We start from the raw sequence: 16,123 nt of genomic DNA, 5'->3' as shown, positions 1-16,123 counted from the left end.
TGTCCGCGCATCCTTCGACGTAGATGAAACGTCGCTGCACGGTGATCCACAGGCTCGTGCCGCGCAGACGATCGGAGCCGGCGAAGCGGGCCTTCGCCGCATCGGCGATCGACGCGTCATACATATACGAGTTCGGCTTCGTGCAGCGATGGGCGAGCCAGCAGGTCGTGCCGCGTTCGGCGCGGTAGTGCGCATCGTCGGTCATCTCAGCGCGCGTCATCCACGGGCCGAGCGGCAACGGGCATTCGGCCACGTCCTGCGACAGCGCGACGAACGGATCGTTGTACCAGTTGCGCCGCGCATCAGATGCGTCGGGCGCGTCGGTGTTGTCGGCCTGCGCGAGCGCGGCGCTCGTCAGCAACATGGTCAACCACCCGGCGAAGCCGATCCGCTTCATCGTGACCTCCTGTTCGATGGGTTACATCGGGCCGCATCGGCGTCGCCGATCGACCTACCGCTCGATACCGAGCGCCGCCAGTTTCTTGTACAGCGTCGCGCGGCCGATGCCGATGCGCGCGGCCGCTTCAATGACCTTGCCGTCACAGGCCGCCAGCGCATCGGTCAGGAACTGGCGCTCCCACGCCGCCAGCGCATCGGCATACGAAGCGACCGGCGCACCGGAGGCCGTCGACGCATCGCCCGCGCGCTGCTCGGCCGGCGCCGCCGCAACCCGCTGCGCCGGCACCGCGCTGTCCGGCGAGATGCGCACCGGCCCGAGAAACGGCGCGAGCGCGCGCGCATCGATCACCGAACGGTCCGACAGCATCAGCGCGCGTTCGAGCGTATTGCGCAACTCGCGCACGTTGCCGGGCCACGGATACGCGCACAGCATCCGCAGCGCATCGTCGGTCAGCTCGCAGTGCGCGGCGCGCCCGTGCTGCGCGGCCAGTTCCTCGAGCGCCGCGTAGACGAGCGCCGCGATGTCGGATGCGCGTTCGCGCAACGGCGGCGCATGGATCGTCAGCACGTTCAGCCGGTAATAGAGATCCGCGCGGAAACGCCCGGCCGCCACGAGCGCCGGCAGGTCGGCCGACGTGGCGGCGATGATGCGCACGTCCGCGCGCACGATCCGGTTCGAGCCGACGGGCTCGAACTCCTTGTCCTGCAGCACGCGCAGCAGCTTGCCCTGCAACGGCAGCGGCATGTCGCCGATCTCGTCGAGAAACAGCGTGCCGCGATCGGCCAGCTCGAACTTGCCGACGCGGCCCTTGCGATCGGCGCCGGTGTACGCGCCGGGCGCCGCGCCGAAGAATTCGGTTTCGAGCAGCGTGTCGGGAATCGCGGCGACGTTGACGGTCACGAGCGGCTGGAGCGCACGCGCCGACGCCGCGTGAATCGCGTGAGCCAGCAGTTCCTTGCCGGTGCCCGTCTCGCCGAGCAGCAGCACCGGCGAATCGACCTGCGCCGCGCGGCGCGCCTGGCGCTTGGTCTCGAGGCTCGCGACGCTCGTGCCGACGAAGCTCGCGAACGTGTATTTCGCGCGGCGCGCCTGCGCGAGCGAGCGCTGCGTCGCGATCAGTTGCTGCTGAAGCTGCGCATAGCGGGAAAAAATCGGCGTGAGCGTCTTCAACTGATCGAACAGCGCGAAGCCGATCGCGCCGACCGTCTCGCCGGCCTCGTTCTTCAACGGCAGGCGCGTGACGACGAGCGGCTCGCGGCCCGTCTCCATGATGTCGAGCAGGATCGGCTGGCCGGTCGATACGACCTCGCGCATCAGGCTGTTCGGGATCACGGCCTCGCAGTCGAGGCCGACGGCCTGCTGCGGATCGGCGAATCCGAAGCGCGCCGCGTAACGCTCGTTCATCCACACGACGCGCGCGTCGCGATCGACGACCACCGTGCCCGCGCTCGAATCCTCGAAGGTCCGGAACAGCGACTCGGCAGCGCGCCGCAGCACGTCGCCGTAGTTGACGGGCAGGCGGGCCCAGTCGTTCATCATCGTGTCGTCGTCTCCCTATATATTGTCGACCGGATATCTCCGGAGCGAGACGGATTATCTCACTCTGGAGACACGCCGCAATGCGTTATCCGGGAAAGCCCTGCACGATTTCGTGGGTTGGCCGGATGGCCGAAACGTCTCCGGATGGAGACGTTTTATGTAAGAATCGTCAGACCTGGACCGGCGCGGGCCCGCCGGCCGCCGGCGGACCCATGTCCGGCGGCGCAATCCGGCCGATGGCACGAAACCTGCACGAACCGAGCTGGTCCGCGGCGCATCGCGCGATCGAACAACAACCAAAGCCATTCCAAGCTTTTAGGAGACTCCCTTGTCTTTCGTGATCGTCCTCGCCGCGCTGGCGTTCCTGATGTTTGCCGCGTATCGCGGCTACAGCGTGATCCTGTTCGCGCCGATCGCCGCGCTCGGCGCGGTGCTCCTGACCGAACCCGCCGCCGTCGCACCCGTCTTTTCCGGCATCTTCATGGAGAAGATGGTCGGCTTCGTCAAACTGTATTTCCCGGTCTTCATGCTCGGCGCCGTATTCGGCAAGGTGATCGAGCTGTCCGGGTTCTCCGAGTCCATCGTCCATGCGGCGATCCGCTACATCGGCCGCTCGCGCGCGAATGCGGTGATCGTCGCGGTGTGCGCGCTGCTCACCTATGGCGGCGTCTCGCTATTCGTCGTGGTGTTCGCGGTCTATCCGTTCGCGGCCGAACTCTATCGCCAGAGCAACATCCCGAAACGGCTGATGCCCGGCGCGATCGCGCTCGGCGCGTTCTCGTTCACGATGGATTCGCTGCCCGGCACGCCGCAGATCCAGAACATCATCCCGACCACGTTCTTCAAGACGACCGCGTGGGCCGCGCCCGCGCTCGGCACGATCGGCTCGCTGTTCATCATCGTCGTCGGCCTCACCTATCTCGAATGGCGCCGCCGTTCCGCGATGGCGAAGGGCGAAGGCTACGGCACGTCGCTCGTCAACGAGCCGGAGCGCGTCGAGGCGAAGGCGCTGCCGCATCCCGCGCTGGCGATCCTGCCGCTGATCCTCGTCGGCGTGTCGAACTTCGCGTTCACGAAGCTGATCCCGCAGTGGTACGGCGCCGCGTCGTACACGGTCGCGCCGGAAGTGCTGCCGGGCGTGCACGCGCTGATCACCACGTCGATCAAGACGGTCGTCGCGATCTGGTCGGTCGAAGCCGCGCTGCTGCTCGGTATCGTGCTGGTCGTGCTGACCGCGTTCAAGCGCGTCAGCGGCCGCTTCGCGGCCGGCTCGAAAGCCGCCGTCGCCGGCGCGCTGCTCGCCGCGATGAACACCGCGTCGGAATACGGCTTCGGCGGCGTGATCGCCGCGCTGCCGGGCTTTCTCGTCGTCAGCGATGCGCTGAAGAGCATCCCGAACCCGCTCGTCAACGCGGCCGTATCGGTCAGCTCGCTCGCGGGCATCACGGGGTCGGCGTCCGGCGGCATGAGCATCGCGCTCGCCGCGATGTCGGACCTGTTCATCAAGGGCGCGCAGGCCGCCAACATCCCGATGGAGGTGCTGCACCGGGTCGTCGCGATGGCGAGCGGCGGCATGGACACGCTGCCGCACAACGGCGCGGTCATCACGCTGCTCGCGGTCACGGGCCTCACGCACCGCGAGTCGTATCGCGACATCTTCGCGGTCACCGTCATCAAGACGCTCGCGGTGTTCTTCGTGATCGCCGTGTACTACGCGACCGGGCTCGTGTAAGCCTCGGCATTCAGGCGGCACTTCATACGCCGCACGCCGTCGCCTTTCAAGATCGGACCGCATGCGCACCGGAAAGAATTCCGGAATGCGCATCCGGTCCGATTTCATTTCCGTGCCCGCCGATTCAATACGTCGGCGGGCATCCGGGCCGTCACTCGACCGCGCCCCCAAACCCATTGTTACCCGCAGCAAAACACTGCGTTGGCCGCGATCGCATTTTTCGCGCGCCCGCCGCGGCCTACACTGATTTCAACGTCGCACGGCGCTTCGACGAACGAAGCGCTGCGATTCACCGGAATCGTGGAGGTCCCGATCATGAAGCGCCTGATCCAAGCCGTTGCCCTCGCCCTGGCCGTCTCGGCCCCGTTCGCCGCACAGGCCCAGTCGAACCCACCGCTCACGCGCGCGCAGGTTCATGCCGAGGTCAAGGCGCTCAAGCAGGCCGGCTTCCAGTCGAGCGACTGGTTCTACCCGGCCAGCATCGTATCCGCCGAAGCGAAGATCGCCCGCGAGCATGACGCCGGATACGGCAGCGATCGCGGCGCATCGTCGGAGTCGGGCCGGTAATCCGTCGTCCAGGCCGCCCGACGATTCTTCCCCGCCCCGTTACGCCTTCACGGGCTGAATCAGCTTCGCGCACGCGGCTGCCTGCGGATCGCCGGCAGGCAGCTTGCCGCACACGCCGTCGAACTGCCTGACGACCGACCGAACCGACGCATCGTACGCGCCGCTGCCGCGCCAGCGGTTCAGCTGCGTGACGACCTTGGTCAGCGCGCGCAGGTTCGCGCCGTAGAACGCGTCCCGGGTCTTGCCGGCCTGCGCGAGCACGCTGGCCGCAATCCCTTCGATGCGCGCCGAATCGTCCGGCGCCAGTTCGACCGCGTTCGCGAAATAAGTCGCGCCCCAGCGCAGCTTCGTCGCCGGCCCGCTCGCCGCGTCGTACGCCTTGCGATACCAGTCGAGCGCGGCCGCCTTGTCGCCGCGCGCCTTCGCGTTCGCGGCCAGTCCCGACATGAAGTAATACGGCGTGGACGAACGCGGCAACTCGGCCTTCAGCAACGCATCCGATTCGTCGTACAGCCCCGCGTCGGTCAGCGTGTCCGCGCCTTCGCTCACGAGCGCCTGCCGCTCGTATGCGTTCGCCGCGCCCTGCTCCGACGCGGCGATCTGCTTGCGCGCGGTGTCGGCCAGCGCCGGCGCAGCGAGCGGTGCGCCGTTGCGCGCGTCGCCGCGCGCGAGCAGCACGCGACCGTGCAGCGCCATCAGCCGGTCGATCGACGACAGCGTGGTATCGGTCGACAGGCGCGCGAGCGCCGTGTCGTACGCGCCGCGCAACTTCGTGCGCTGCGCGTCGTCGCGGCCGAGATACGCGACCACGCGCGCGGGCGCCGCGACCAGCACGTCCGAATCGGCCCGCGACAGCGCCGCATCATGCAGCACCGTGCGCAGCGAATCGGCGAGCGCGGCCTTGTCGAGCGCGCCGGCCTGCGTCGGGTCGTCCGACGCGGCAACCACCGCCGACTTCAGCGCGAAGCGCGCCGATTCGGCTTTCGCACCGGCCGCTCGCGCGCGTTGCGCGAGCGACTGCAGCGTCTCCGCGACGCGATCGGCCGGCACCGGCAGCGCGCCGTCGGTATCCCATGAATAGTCGGCCAGCAGGCGCCATTCGTCCGGCGTCAGCGCCGCGCCGTTCTTCAGCGCGGTCGCGAGCGTCTGCCGCACCGGGTGCGCGGCCGTCATCCCGAGCGACAGCGCCTGCATGTAGCGGTCGAGATCGGCTTCGCCGGGCAGCCGCGTCACTTCGGTGCCGTCGGGGCGGAACAGGATCATCGTCGGATAGCCGTGCACCTTGAAACGTTCGCCGAGCTTCTGCGCGCTTTCGGTATCGCCGTCGAGATACACGGGCACGAAGAACGACGAGCGCGTCTTGAATGCCTGCTGGCTGAAGATCGTCGACTTCACCTGGTTGCACGACGGGCACCATACCGCGCCCCAGTACAGCAGCAGCGGCTTGCCCTCGCGCTTCGCGAGCGCGAACGCGGCATCGACGTCGCCGTGTTGCCACGTGATGCCGGGCGGCAGATGCGCACCGCCGGACGATGCGCTCGTCGCCGGGGCGCCCGCGGGCGTGGCGGCGGCAAGCGCCGCACCGGCGGCAACGAACAGGCAGGCGGCGGCGAGATTGCGGAGAACGGTTTTCATCGAAGCGGGTTCCGTTGAAAAGACGGTTTCAGGGCGATGCCGCGCACGCAACGAGGGCCGTGAAGCGATGACGATGAGGCCAGCCGACATGCAGCGCCGCGCATGCATCGATACGGAAAAGCGAAGCCGGCCGCGGCGACCGGCAAATCGTTCGACGATACGACGGGTACAGCCGAAGGAAAACGAACGAATTCTCGATTGGATATGACGCGCGGCAGCGTATGCCGTCACGTCCGCGACGGCCGGCCTTTCATTGCCGCGCCTTGATCCGGGCCATGTGATACACGGACGCGTGCACGCCGTCGCGCAATGCGTAATCCGGCGATTCGCCCTCGATACGGAAACCGTGTTTCTCGTAGAGCGCGATCGCCGCGCGGTTGTCGGTGAACACGGTCAGCTCGAGACGCGTGACGTTCAGCCAGTTCTCCGCGAGATCGATCGCGGCCGCGAGCAGCCGGCCGCCGATGCCGCGCCCGTGACGGGCCGCGTCGACCATCATGCCGAGCGCCGCCGCGTGGCGCCGGCGCGGATTCGGCTCGGGATGCAGGCCGAGATGGCCAACCACCGTACCGTCGATTTCGGCGACGAGGCTCACGCCGTGCTCGCGTATGGTGTCGAGCCGCTTCCGCCATTTTTCGAGCGACGGAAACGGCTGCTGCAACGTATTCATGTACACCGCGGGATGCGCGGCGATTTGCCGGATCGCGTCGACGTCGTGCGTCTCGCTGTGCCGGATCCTGATATCGGTCATGGGTGGGCCGGTTCCGAAAAGTCGCGCCGAAAGCGCGGGCTGCGCAGGCGCGCAGCAACGCATCGAGCTTAGCCGATTTCATGCATTTGAAACACGGGGGTCACGCGGTCGCACGTCAGGTTGCATCCGCAACGAAACGCGTTCCCGCCATCCCAGAAGATCCGGAAAATTCTGACCGGTCACACCTGCGGCGATCGGTAATTTCCGACCGCTTTCCACTTCGCATCGCGCTGCGCCGCATCGTTGCATACGCAACGTCACGTGCGCGGCATGCGATGTCATTTCTTCATCACGTCGACGTCATGTCGCCTCCCTAGACTGGGCGCCGCCCCAGTCCGGCATGCGCCGGGCCGGTGTGTGCCGACACCTGCGCCGCGCATCACGAGCGCGCGGCGCACGGGATCGCGGCGACGAGGCCGCGGCATCCGCGCGACGTCGGGCGTCGGGCATCGCGTGCGATGCCCGCAGCGCCGCGACACGCGGCCGACGCCCCGAACGCGCACGCATCGGCGCTCGCCCCGGGGCGGGAAAACGCCCGGGCACCACCAGACGCACTCACGAACGCTTCCACCCTCACAGGATCCGAACGCCATGACGTCACGCCGCAAATTCCTTCAGCAGACCGCCGGTTCCGGCCTCGCCGCCGCTGCGCTGTCCGCGTTTCCGCCGAGCATCCGCCGCGCGCTCGCCATTCCCGCCTTCCACGAAACGGGCACCATCCAGGACGTCAAGCACGTCGTGCTGCTGATGATGGAGAACCGGGCGTTCGACAGCTACTTCGGCACGTTCAAGGGCGTGCGCGGCTATGGCGACCGCTTCGCGGTGCCGTCGCCGAACGGCCGCGACGTGTTCTATCAGGCGTACACGAAGGGGACGCCCGCCGCGACCGTGACGCCGTATCACCTCGACGCGCGGCAGGGCAACGCGCAGCGCGCGGGCGGCACGCCGCACACGTGGGCCGATGCGCAGGCCGCGTGGGATCACGGCCGGATGAACCGCTGGCCCGACGCGAAGACGCCGCTGTCGATGGGCTATTACGACGCGGCCGAAGTGCCGTTCCAGCGCGCGCTCGCCGATGCGTTCACGCTGTGCGACCACTACCACTGCGGGATGCACACGGGCACGATCGCGAACCGCCTGTTCTACTGGAGCGGCACCAACGGCCCGAACGGCATCAGCCCGGCCGACGGCAGCCGCGTGAAGATCGCCGCGCTGAACAACCAGTTCAACGGAGGCAACGACATCGGCCCGTCGAGCCAGGGCTGGACCTGGACGACCTATGCCGACCGGCTGCAACAGGCCGGCGTTAACTGGAAGGTCTACCAGAGCCTGATCGACAACTTCGGCTGCAACGAAATGATGAGCTTCCGCCACTGGCGCGCGGCGATCGAGCAGATGCCGGCCGCGCGCCGGCCCGCGTACGTCGCGGCGACCGACATCACGCAGCCGGTGACGGCGGCCGGCGCGTTCTACGACCCGGCGATCGACGATCCGCTGAGCCCGCTCGCGAAGGGCTTCGGCAACACGATGCCATACGGCTTTCTCGAAACGTTTCGCGACGACATCCGCAACGGCAAGCTGCCGGAAGTGTCGTGGATCATTCCGCCTTCCGCGTACAGCGAACACCCGGGGCCGTCGAGCCCCGCGCAAGGCGGCTGGTACGTGCAGGCCGTGCTCGACGCGCTGACGGCGAACCCGGAGGTCTGGAGCAAGACCGTGCTGTTGGTCAACTACGACGAGAACGACGGCTTCTTCGATCACATGCCGTCGCCGGCCGTGCCGTCGCGCAACGCCGACGGCACGCTCGCGGGCGGCCATACGCTGTCGGCCGCCGACGTCGCGGCCGAGTACCACGACTTCGCGCCGGCCACGTCGAGCCAGCCGCTGGCCGACGGCCGTCCGTACGGGCCGGGCCCGCGCGTGCCGATGTGGATCGTGTCGCCGTGGAGCCGAGGCGGCTGGGTCAATTCGCAGGTGTTCGACCATACGTCGACGCTGCGCTTCCTCGAGACACGCTTCGGCGTCGCGGAGCCGCAGATCGGCGCGTATCGCCGCGCGGTGTGCGGCGACCTGACGAGCGCATTCAATTTCCGCACGCCGAACGACGAGCCGCTGCCGACGCTCGCGGGCCGAACGACGAAAAGCCAGGTCGACGCACTGAGCGCCGCGCAGCAAACCGCGCCGAAGATCGTGCCGCCCGCCACACCCGCGCCGCCCGCGCAGGCCACCGGCGTGCGTCCGTCGCGCGCGCTGCCGTACGAGCTGCACGCGAGCGCGCGCACCGATGCCGGCGCCGGCACGGTCACGCTCAAGTTCGCGAACACCGGCCGCGCCGCCGCCGTGTTCCACGTCTATGACAAGCTGCACCTCGACCGGCTGCCGCGGCGCTACGTCGTCGAGCCGGGCAAGAAGCTGCACGGCGACTGGGCCGCGCGCGCCGACGATGGCGGTAAATATGACCTGTGGGTGCTCGGCCCGAACGGCTTTCACCGCCGCTTCACCGGCGACCTGAGCCGCGTGGCCGGGGCACGCGCGCCGCAGCCGGAAGTGCGCGTCGGCTATGCGGGCGCGAGCGGCAACCTCCACCTGCGGCTGCGCAACGACGGCGGCGGCACGGTCCGCTTCACGGTCAAGTCGAACCAGGTCTACGGGCCGCTGTCCGGGCGCGGCGGACACGACGATCACGGTCATGGCCACGGCAACGAGAACGGCCATGGCGCCGGCACTGCATGGACCGTCACGGTGCATGCCGGCGACCAGTCCGAACTGCACTGGAAGCTCGACTCGACCGGCCATTGGTATGACTTCATCGTGACCGCCGACAGCGACGCGAGCTTCTCGCGCCGCGTGGCCGGCCGCGTGGAAACCGGCCGCCACTCGGTGAGCGACCCGGCGATGGGGCTCGCCGACCGCTTCTGACGCCGCCGCGGCGACGCGCGGCGCGACGCGTGTCGCCGCCCACGCCGGCGTGGCCGCGAACGCCGTTCGGGTACCGGTTCGGCCGGTCCCCGATCCGGCGGAGACGCCCGCCCGGCGCGGCTCAAACTTCAGAAGGATCGGTGGTATAACCCTCTTTTCAGCCCCACGAAAATGCTCCGTGCCGCGGCCCGTTCGCGTTAAACTGCGTCAAGCTGTATTCAACAAAGACATCTTTGCCGCTACGGCATCCACGACACGAGGATAGGTTCGATGCGCACTACCGGCTCATCCGGGGCAATGACCCTGCTCACCGAACACGACGCGGCCGACGGCCGCGAACTGCGCTCGCTCCGGCTCGAAGCCACGGGCGACGGCAAGAGCGTGCTGCTGATCGAGGTCGACGAACGCAAGCCGGGCATCCACCGCGAGGTCCGCTACGAGATCACGCCGGCCGAACTGATCGCGGCGATCCGCTCGCACGGCGCCGAGCTGCCCGGCGAAAACCACGGCGCCGCATCGCTCGCCCGTACGCCTTCCTGATTCCGAACGGTGAGCCGCGTGCAATGCGTCGGCTCACCCGCATCCCCCTGCCGCCGTCAGGCGCTTTGCGTCATTCCCGCCGCTGTCTTGAAAAAGGCCGATAATCGGTCTGTCTGCGTTTCCCGCCCACGCGTTTCCTTTTCGGCCAGCCGTCATGCTCCGTGACCTCGTCGCCCAGTACGGGCCGCTTCTCGTATTCGCCAACGTGCTCGCGGCGGCCATTGGCCTGCCGGTGCCCGCGATGCCGACGCTCGTGCTGTTCGGCGCGATGTCCGCGATGCATCCGGCGATGATCGGCTCGCAGCTCGTGACGGTCGTGGTGCTGGCGGTGCTCGGCGCGCTGATCGGCGACACGGTCTGGTACGTGGCCGGGCGGCGTTACGGCGGCACGACGCTGAAAACGATCTGCCGGCTGTCTCTGTCGCGCGATACCTGCGTGAAAAAGACCGAGCGCTTCTTCGGCCGCTACGGCGTGCGCGTGCTCGCGGTCGCGCGCTTCATTCCGGGGTTGTCGCTGGTGTCCGTGCCGATGGCCGGTGCGCTCGGCACGCGCTATCGCACGTTCGCCGGCTACGACGCGCTCGGCGCCGCGCTGTGGACGATCGTCGGGCTGGGCGCCGGCCTCGTGTTCTACCGGCAGATCGACTGGCTGTTCGCCGGCGCGAGCCGCCTCGGCCGCGCGGTGCTGGTGGTCATCGTCGCGCTGCTCGCGGTCTATGCGGCCGTGCGGTGGATGCGCCGCCGTGCGCTGATCCGCCAGCTCGCGAACGCGCGGATTGGCGTCGACGAGCTCGACGTGCTGCTGCGCGACGCCACCGCCCCGGTGGTGCTCGACGTGCGCTCGCCCGAGCATCGCAAGCTCGACCCGTTCACGATTCCCGGTGCGCAGTTCGCCGACGAGCGCCAGATCGGCGATATGGTCGCGCGCTATCCGCTCACGCAGAAATTCGTCGTGTATTGCTCGTGCCCGAACGAGGTGACGGCCGCGCTGATGGCGAAGCGCCTGCTCGATGCAGGCTTCACCGATGCGCTCGCGCTGCGCGGCGGCCTCGACGCATGGCGCGATACGGGCCGCCAGCTCACGGCGCTCGTGGAAGAGACGCCCGCCGCGAACGATTCCGTAGCGGGCTGGCACAAGCCGGCCTGATCGCACCGATCGCAGGCCGGCGTGTACGACACCGGGGACGTGCGTCCCCGTTCCATCAGAACGCGTGCAGCGGCAGGTTCACGACCAGACGGTACTCGGTGTTCGTCGCGTCCGAGTAGTGTGCCGAGCCGTTGTGCCACATCGCGATGAACGTGACCTTCGTGTTCTTCAGCTTGCCGCTCTGGAACGTGTACGACGGGATGAAGCCGAACTCGTGGTGACGGCCCTGCACCGGCGCGCCGTTGCTCCAGTAGATGCTCGACTTGCTCGGGTCGTTGGCCGCGCCCGCGCTGCCGTCCGCGCCCCAGCCCGTCACGCCCCACACCATCGCCTTGAAACCCGGCAGGCCCGCTTCCTTGCCGTAGAACGTGTAACGCAGCTGCAGCGATTTTTCGTGCGGCGCGTTGTAGTCGACGTCCATCGAGTTGGTCAGGAAGATGCCGTTCGTTTCGTTCAGGTAGTCGAAGAACTGGTCGCCGAGCACGTGCTGGAAGCCGAGCAGCAGTTCATGCGGGCCATGCTGCGCCGCGAGCGACAGGCTGTACGCGTTGTTGTTGATCTTGCCTTGCAGCGCATCGCCCGTGTCGTGCGTCGAGTAGACGTTGCCGAAGCCGGTCCACTTGATCGTCTGCGGGCTGCCGATGCTGTGCTTCACCGACGCGTAGTACTGGTGCCACACGTCGTCGGCCTGGTTCGCGTACAGCGCGACTTCGCCGTTCGGCGAGTAGTCCCACGTGCCGCCGACGTACGACAGGCGATTGATGCGCGTGCCGCCGTACTGCGTCGTCAGGTTGGTGAGCGTCGTATGGCCGCGCGCGTCGGTCTTCGTGAAGCTGCCGGCCTCGAGCATCACGTTCTTGAATTCATTGCTGACGAGCGTCGCGCCGAGGAACGTCGGCGGCAGCGCGCGGTTGTCGTGCTGCTCCATGAACGGGTTGTCGACGGCCTGCAGACCGTACTTGACCACCGTGTTCGAGATGCGCGCCTTGATGTCGTAGATGCCCGGATACGCCCACGCGAGCTGGTTGCCGCCGCCGCCGCCCTTCGCGATGTGCACCATGCTGCCGGCGCCCTGGCCGCCGTCGAGCTTCAGCGCCGCATACAGCGACGCATCGAAGCCGATCCCGATCAGGCCGGTCGTGTAGCCCGACTCGAAGTTCGCCATCGCGCCCTGGACCCACGCATGGCGATGCGGCCCGCCCTTGCTGTCGAGCACGTCCGCATAGTTGCGGAACAGGAAGTCGAGATGGCTGTCGGCGATGAAGCCATTCGATTTCGACTGTGCCGACGGCTCGTCGGGCGGCGTGACGGCCTGGGTCGCCTCGGCGTTGACAATCGCGTTCGGCGTCGTTGCCTGCGCAACGGATGCGCCCGACCCGGCGGCCGGTGCGGCCTGCGCGACCGTCAGCGGCGCCGGCGCCGCGTCGTCGGCGTGCGCGACGCCCGTCAGCGAGACGCCGGCAAGCGCCGGCAGCCCCCAGGCAAGCAGCATCTTCGATGCCGTCCCGATCTTCTTCTGCTGTTTCATCGTCATTCTCGTCTTGTGTTGATATCGTCCACGCCGGTCGCGATCCGCTCCCAGCCCCCCGGCGAGCCCGGCTAAGGACGCGCCTGTACCCGCGGCGCGAAGATCGTTCGCGCCGCACCTACCCCTGTTGACCTGCCTTGGTTATGTGTGCTGCGTCACTTCACATCACGCCGCGCCCGCGCGGATGCACGCGACGCGCGCCGCCGACCCCTGCCGCACTTCCGGCAGCGGCACGTCCTGCGCGCACGCGTCGATCGCGACCGGGCAGCGCGTGCGGAACGCGCAGCCGGACGGCGGGTTGAGCGGCGAGGGCATCTCGCCCGCCAGCAGCATCGGACGGCGAGCACGCTCGCGCGCCGGCTCCGGCGTCGGCGCCGCATCGAGCAGCGCCTTCGTGTACGGGTGCTGCGGCACGCCGTACACGTCATGCCGCGTGCCGAACTCCATCACGCGGCCGAGATACATCACGAGCACGCGCTGGCTGATGGCCTTCACCACCGCCAGATCGTGCGCGACGAACAGATAGGACAACGACAGTTCGCGTTGAAGATCGCGCAGCAGGTTCACGATCTGCGCCTGGATCGACACGTCGAGCGCCGAGACGGGTTCGTCGCAGATCACGAGCTTCGGCTCGCTGATCAGCGCGCGCGCAATGCCGACGCGCTGGCACTGCCCGCCGGAAAACTCATGCGGATAACGCAGCAGGTGATGCGCATTCAGGCCGACGCGTTCGAGCATCGAGATCACGCGGCGGCGCACTTCGGCACGGCCGAGGCCCGGGTGGTGCGTGACGAGCGGCTCGGCGACGACCTGCTCGATCGTCATGCGCGGATCGAGCGAGGCGAGCGGATCCTGGAAGATCATCTGCACTTCGCGCCGCATCGCGGTGCCGCGCAGGTGATCGGGCGCCACGGCCTGGCCGCGCCATTTCACGGTGCCGGCCGTCATCGGCACGAGGCCGATCAATGCGCGCGCGAGCGTCGATTTCCCGCAGCCGGATTCGCCGACGAGCCCGACCGTCTCGCCGCGCTTGACGTCGAACGACACACCGTCGACCGCGCGCAGCGTGCCCTTCGGCGACCACGGATAGCCGCCGAGCGGCACGCGGAAATGCACTTTCAGATTGTCGACGGACAGCAGCGTGTCGTCCGTCGCGCCGGCTTGGCGGCGTTCATCGACGCTCATCGCAGACCTCCCGTCAGATCGGCCAGGGGCCGGTGGCATGCGCGCACCGCGCCCGCGGCGCCATAGGTTTCGAGCGCCGGGCGCTCGGCGCCGCAGCGTTCTTCCGCATACGTGCAGCGCTTCGCGAACGCGCAGCCGGCCGGCGCGGTGCCGGGCATCGGCGGGTTGCCGGGAATCGCGACGAGCGGCGCATCGTCCGCGTCGGTCAGGCGCGGCAGCGCGTTGAGCAGGCCGATCGTGTACGGATGCGACGGCGCCGCGAAGATCGAGTCGGCCGGCGCGTATTCGACGGTGCGGCCCGCATACATGACCATCACGTCGTCGGCGAGGCCGGCGACCACGCCCATGTCGTGCGTGATCAGCACGATCGCGGTGCCGCGCTCGCGGTTCAGCTCGCGCAGCAGATCGATGATCTGCGCCTGCACGGTCACGTCGAGCGCGGTGGTCGGCTCGTCGGCGATCAGGATTTCCGGCTCGGACAACAGCGCCATCGCGATCATCACGCGCTGGCGCATGCCGCCCGAGAACTCGTGCGGATACATGCGGATGCGGCGCGCCGCATCGGGAATGCGCACCGATTCGAGCGCCTCGATCGCACGCTTGATCGCGGCCTTGCGCGACAGCTTGCGATGCAGCTGCAGCGTCTCGGTCATCTGCCGCTCGATCGTCAGGAACGGATTGAGCGACGTCATCGGATCCTGGAAGATCATCGCGATGCGATCGCCGCGCACCGCGTTCAGCGCGCGCGTATCCATGTCGAGCAGGTTGTCGCCGCGGTAGCGCGCGGAGCCGGTCGTCGTGCCGTTGCCGGCCAGGAGGCCGAGCAGCGCCATCACGGTCTGGCTCTTGCCCGAGCCCGATTCGCCGACGATGCCGAGCGTCTTGCCGGCTTCGAGCGAGAACGACACGCCGTTGACGGCGTCGATCGGCGGCGCATCCTTGCGCGTGAAGCGCACGCCGAGGTTTTCAACTTCCAGTAGAGCGGCCATCTTCAGCGATCCTTCGGGTCGAGCGCGTCACGCAGGCCGTCGCCGACGAAGTTCACGCAGTAGAGCGTCACGCACAGCATGACGGCCGGGGCCAGCAGCAGCCACGGCATCGATTCCAGTTTCTGCGCGCCGTCCTGGATCAGCACGCCCCAGCTCGTCATCGGCTCCTGCACGCCAAGGCCGAGGAACGACAGCACCGATTCGGTCAGCACGATGTTCGGCACCGAGACCGTGGCATACACGACGACCACGCCGAGCAGGTTCGGCACGACGTGGCGCAGCACGATCGACGTCGGCGACACGCCGATCGCGCGCGCCGCGTCGACGAACTCGCGATTGCGCAGCGACAGCGTCTGGCCGCGCACGACGCGCGCCATGTCGATCCACGAGAACGCGCTGATGGTCAGCACGACCAGCATGAACGAGCGGCCGAACAGGGTCATCATCAGGATCGCGATCAGCAGGTACGGGATCGCGTACATCATGTCGACGACGCGCATCATCACGGAGTCGACGCGGCCGCCCGCGAAGCCCGCGGTCGCGCCCCACGCGACGCCGAACAGGCCCGACACGAGCGTGCCGAGCAGGCCGACCTCGATCGATACGCGGCCGCCGATCAGCGTGCGCACGAGCAGATCGCGGCCAAGCTCGTCGGTGCCGAACCAGTGCTGGTTCGCCCAGGTCGGCGGCAGACTGATCGAGCCCCAGTCGCTCACGGCGGGATCGGCCGCGAGCAGCCACGGGCCGACGAAACAGGCGAGCGTGATCAGCACGAGCAGCGCGAGGCTGAACAACGCCGCGCGGTTGTGAAGGAAGCGCGCGAACGCGAGCTCGAGCGGCGAGCGCGAACGCGGCGGCGAATCGGTCTGCACGGGCAGGCCGACGACGGGAGTGGTCGGAGTCATCGCTGTGCCTCGCTCAATAACGGATGCGCGGATCGAGCCATGCGTACGCGAGGTCGACCAGCAGGTTGAACAGCACCGCGAAGACGGTCGTCAGCACGACGAGACCGAGCACCAGCGTGTAATCGCGGTTGATCGCGCCGTTCACGACGAGCTGCCCGAGGCCCGGCAGCGCGAACACCGATTCGGTGACGACGGCCGCGGTGATCGACGTGATGCAGACGGTGCCGAACAGCGACACGACCGGCATCAGCGCGGGTTTGAGTGCATGGCGCAGCACGATCGTCGA

General features: G+C 68.3%; 14 protein-coding genes. 5 read left to right on the top strand and 9 right to left on the bottom strand.

Going from position 1 to position 16,123, the window contains the following annotated elements; genetic code table 11:
• Nucleotides 1-397 (bottom strand): BON domain-containing protein (locus AC3IFE_RS16265; protein WP_489191138.1); only part of this gene is annotated, 397 nt, incomplete at its 3' end.
• A 54-nt stretch (nt 398-451) separates the two neighbouring features.
• Entirely contained in the window at nt 452-1,939 is a 1,488-nt protein-coding gene (locus tag AC3IFE_RS16260; protein WP_489191137.1) for a sigma-54 interaction domain-containing protein, read from the bottom strand.
• Between the two features lie 328 nt (nt 1,940-2,267).
• Here AC3IFE_RS16260 and AC3IFE_RS16255 point away from each other — a divergent pair, with 328 nt between their 5' ends.
• On the top strand, nt 2,268-3,671 hold the full coding sequence (locus tag AC3IFE_RS16255) for a GntP family permease (RefSeq protein ID WP_489191136.1): 1,404 nt from the start codon (nt 2,268-2,270) through the stop codon (nt 3,669-3,671).
• Between the two features lie 315 nt (nt 3,672-3,986).
• On the top strand, nt 3,987-4,238 hold the full coding sequence (locus tag AC3IFE_RS16250) for a DUF4148 domain-containing protein (RefSeq protein ID WP_089470933.1): 252 nt from the start codon (nt 3,987-3,989) through the stop codon (nt 4,236-4,238).
• Nucleotides 4,239-4,277: 39 nt separating this feature from the next.
• On the opposite strand, the gene AC3IFE_RS16245 is transcribed toward AC3IFE_RS16250, so the two are convergent.
• Together AC3IFE_RS16245 and AC3IFE_RS16240 are read right to left on the bottom strand one after the other, a co-directional pair.
• Nucleotides 4,278-5,873: a thioredoxin family protein gene (locus AC3IFE_RS16245; RefSeq protein ID WP_489191135.1), complete on the bottom strand. Its 1,596-nt coding sequence runs from the start codon at nt 5,871-5,873 to the stop codon at nt 4,278-4,280.
• Between the two features lie 250 nt (nt 5,874-6,123).
• Complete coding sequence (locus tag AC3IFE_RS16240) at nt 6,124-6,624, bottom strand: GNAT family N-acetyltransferase (RefSeq protein WP_301737373.1); 501 nt, start codon at nt 6,622-6,624, stop codon at nt 6,124-6,126.
• Nucleotides 6,625-7,215: 591 nt separating this feature from the next.
• Here AC3IFE_RS16240 and AC3IFE_RS16235 point away from each other — a divergent pair.
• From AC3IFE_RS16235 to AC3IFE_RS16225, 3 genes are all read left to right on the top strand, one after another.
• Complete coding sequence (locus AC3IFE_RS16235; protein WP_489191134.1) at nt 7,216-9,543, top strand: phosphocholine-specific phospholipase C; 2,328 nt, start codon at nt 7,216-7,218, stop codon at nt 9,541-9,543.
• 270 nt (nt 9,544-9,813) lie between these two features.
• Entirely contained in the window at nt 9,814-10,083 is a 270-nt protein-coding gene (locus tag AC3IFE_RS16230; RefSeq protein WP_059581751.1) for a hypothetical protein, read from the top strand.
• 154 nt (nt 10,084-10,237) lie between these two features.
• On the top strand, nt 10,238-11,230 hold the full coding sequence (locus tag AC3IFE_RS16225) for a DedA family protein/thiosulfate sulfurtransferase GlpE (protein ID WP_489191132.1): 993 nt from the start codon (nt 10,238-10,240) through the stop codon (nt 11,228-11,230).
• Between the two features lie 55 nt (nt 11,231-11,285).
• Here the strand turns inward: AC3IFE_RS16225 and AC3IFE_RS16220 are convergent, their stop codons facing one another.
• The 5 genes from AC3IFE_RS16220 to AC3IFE_RS16200 form a co-directional block, all read right to left on the bottom strand.
• Nucleotides 11,286-12,758, bottom strand: a complete 1,473-nt coding sequence (locus AC3IFE_RS16220) for an OprD family outer membrane porin (protein WP_089470934.1) — start codon at nt 12,756-12,758, stop codon at nt 11,286-11,288.
• Nucleotides 12,759-12,923: 165 nt separating this feature from the next.
• Nucleotides 12,924-13,943 carry an ABC transporter ATP-binding protein gene (locus tag AC3IFE_RS16215; RefSeq protein WP_301737376.1) on the bottom strand — a complete coding sequence of 340 codons (1,020 nt, stop codon included), beginning with the start codon at nt 13,941-13,943 and terminating at the stop codon, nt 12,924-12,926.
• The gene (locus tag AC3IFE_RS16210; RefSeq protein WP_489191131.1) at nt 13,940-14,932 is read right to left on the bottom strand and encodes an ABC transporter ATP-binding protein; all 993 of its coding nucleotides are present in this window, start codon (nt 14,930-14,932) and stop codon (nt 13,940-13,942) included. Before AC3IFE_RS16210 ends, AC3IFE_RS16215 begins: the two co-directional genes overlap by 4 nt.
• Nucleotides 14,933-14,934: 2 nt before the next feature.
• Complete coding sequence (locus tag AC3IFE_RS16205) at nt 14,935-15,837, bottom strand: ABC transporter permease (protein WP_489191130.1); 903 nt, start codon at nt 15,835-15,837, stop codon at nt 14,935-14,937.
• Nucleotides 15,838-15,850: 13 nt separating this feature from the next.
• Nucleotides 15,851-16,123 (bottom strand): ABC transporter permease subunit (locus tag AC3IFE_RS16200; protein WP_489191128.1); only part of this gene is annotated, 273 nt, incomplete at its 5' end.

This window comes from Burkholderia sp. APQ4-4ca, assembly GCF_057837105.1.
Note: the sequence above shows the minus strand (reverse complement) of the source record. Positions and strands in the feature narration are given on the sequence as shown.

Coding starts and splice junctions, on each gene's coding strand:
- AC3IFE_RS16210 (WP_489191131.1), bottom strand. CDS start 14,932: ATGGCCGCTCTACTGGAAGTTGAAAACCTCGGCGTGCGCTTCACGCGC.
- AC3IFE_RS16250 (WP_089470933.1), top strand. CDS start 3,987: ATGAAGCGCCTGATCCAAGCCGTTGCCCTCGCCCTGGCCGTCTCGGCC.
- AC3IFE_RS16215 (WP_301737376.1), bottom strand. CDS start 13,943: ATGAGCGTCGATGAACGCCGCCAAGCCGGCGCGACGGACGACACGCTG.
- AC3IFE_RS16260 (WP_489191137.1), bottom strand. CDS start 1,939: ATGATGAACGACTGGGCCCGCCTGCCCGTCAACTACGGCGACGTGCTG.
- AC3IFE_RS16230 (WP_059581751.1), top strand. CDS start 9,814: ATGCGCACTACCGGCTCATCCGGGGCAATGACCCTGCTCACCGAACAC.
- AC3IFE_RS16235 (WP_489191134.1), top strand. CDS start 7,216: ATGACGTCACGCCGCAAATTCCTTCAGCAGACCGCCGGTTCCGGCCTC.
- AC3IFE_RS16205 (WP_489191130.1), bottom strand. CDS start 15,837: ATGACTCCGACCACTCCCGTCGTCGGCCTGCCCGTGCAGACCGATTCG.
- AC3IFE_RS16245 (WP_489191135.1), bottom strand. CDS start 5,873: ATGAAAACCGTTCTCCGCAATCTCGCCGCCGCCTGCCTGTTCGTTGCC.
- AC3IFE_RS16220 (WP_089470934.1), bottom strand. CDS start 12,758: ATGAAACAGCAGAAGAAGATCGGGACGGCATCGAAGATGCTGCTTGCC.
- AC3IFE_RS16240 (WP_301737373.1), bottom strand. CDS start 6,624: ATGACCGATATCAGGATCCGGCACAGCGAGACGCACGACGTCGACGCG.
- AC3IFE_RS16225 (WP_489191132.1), top strand. CDS start 10,238: ATGCTCCGTGACCTCGTCGCCCAGTACGGGCCGCTTCTCGTATTCGCC.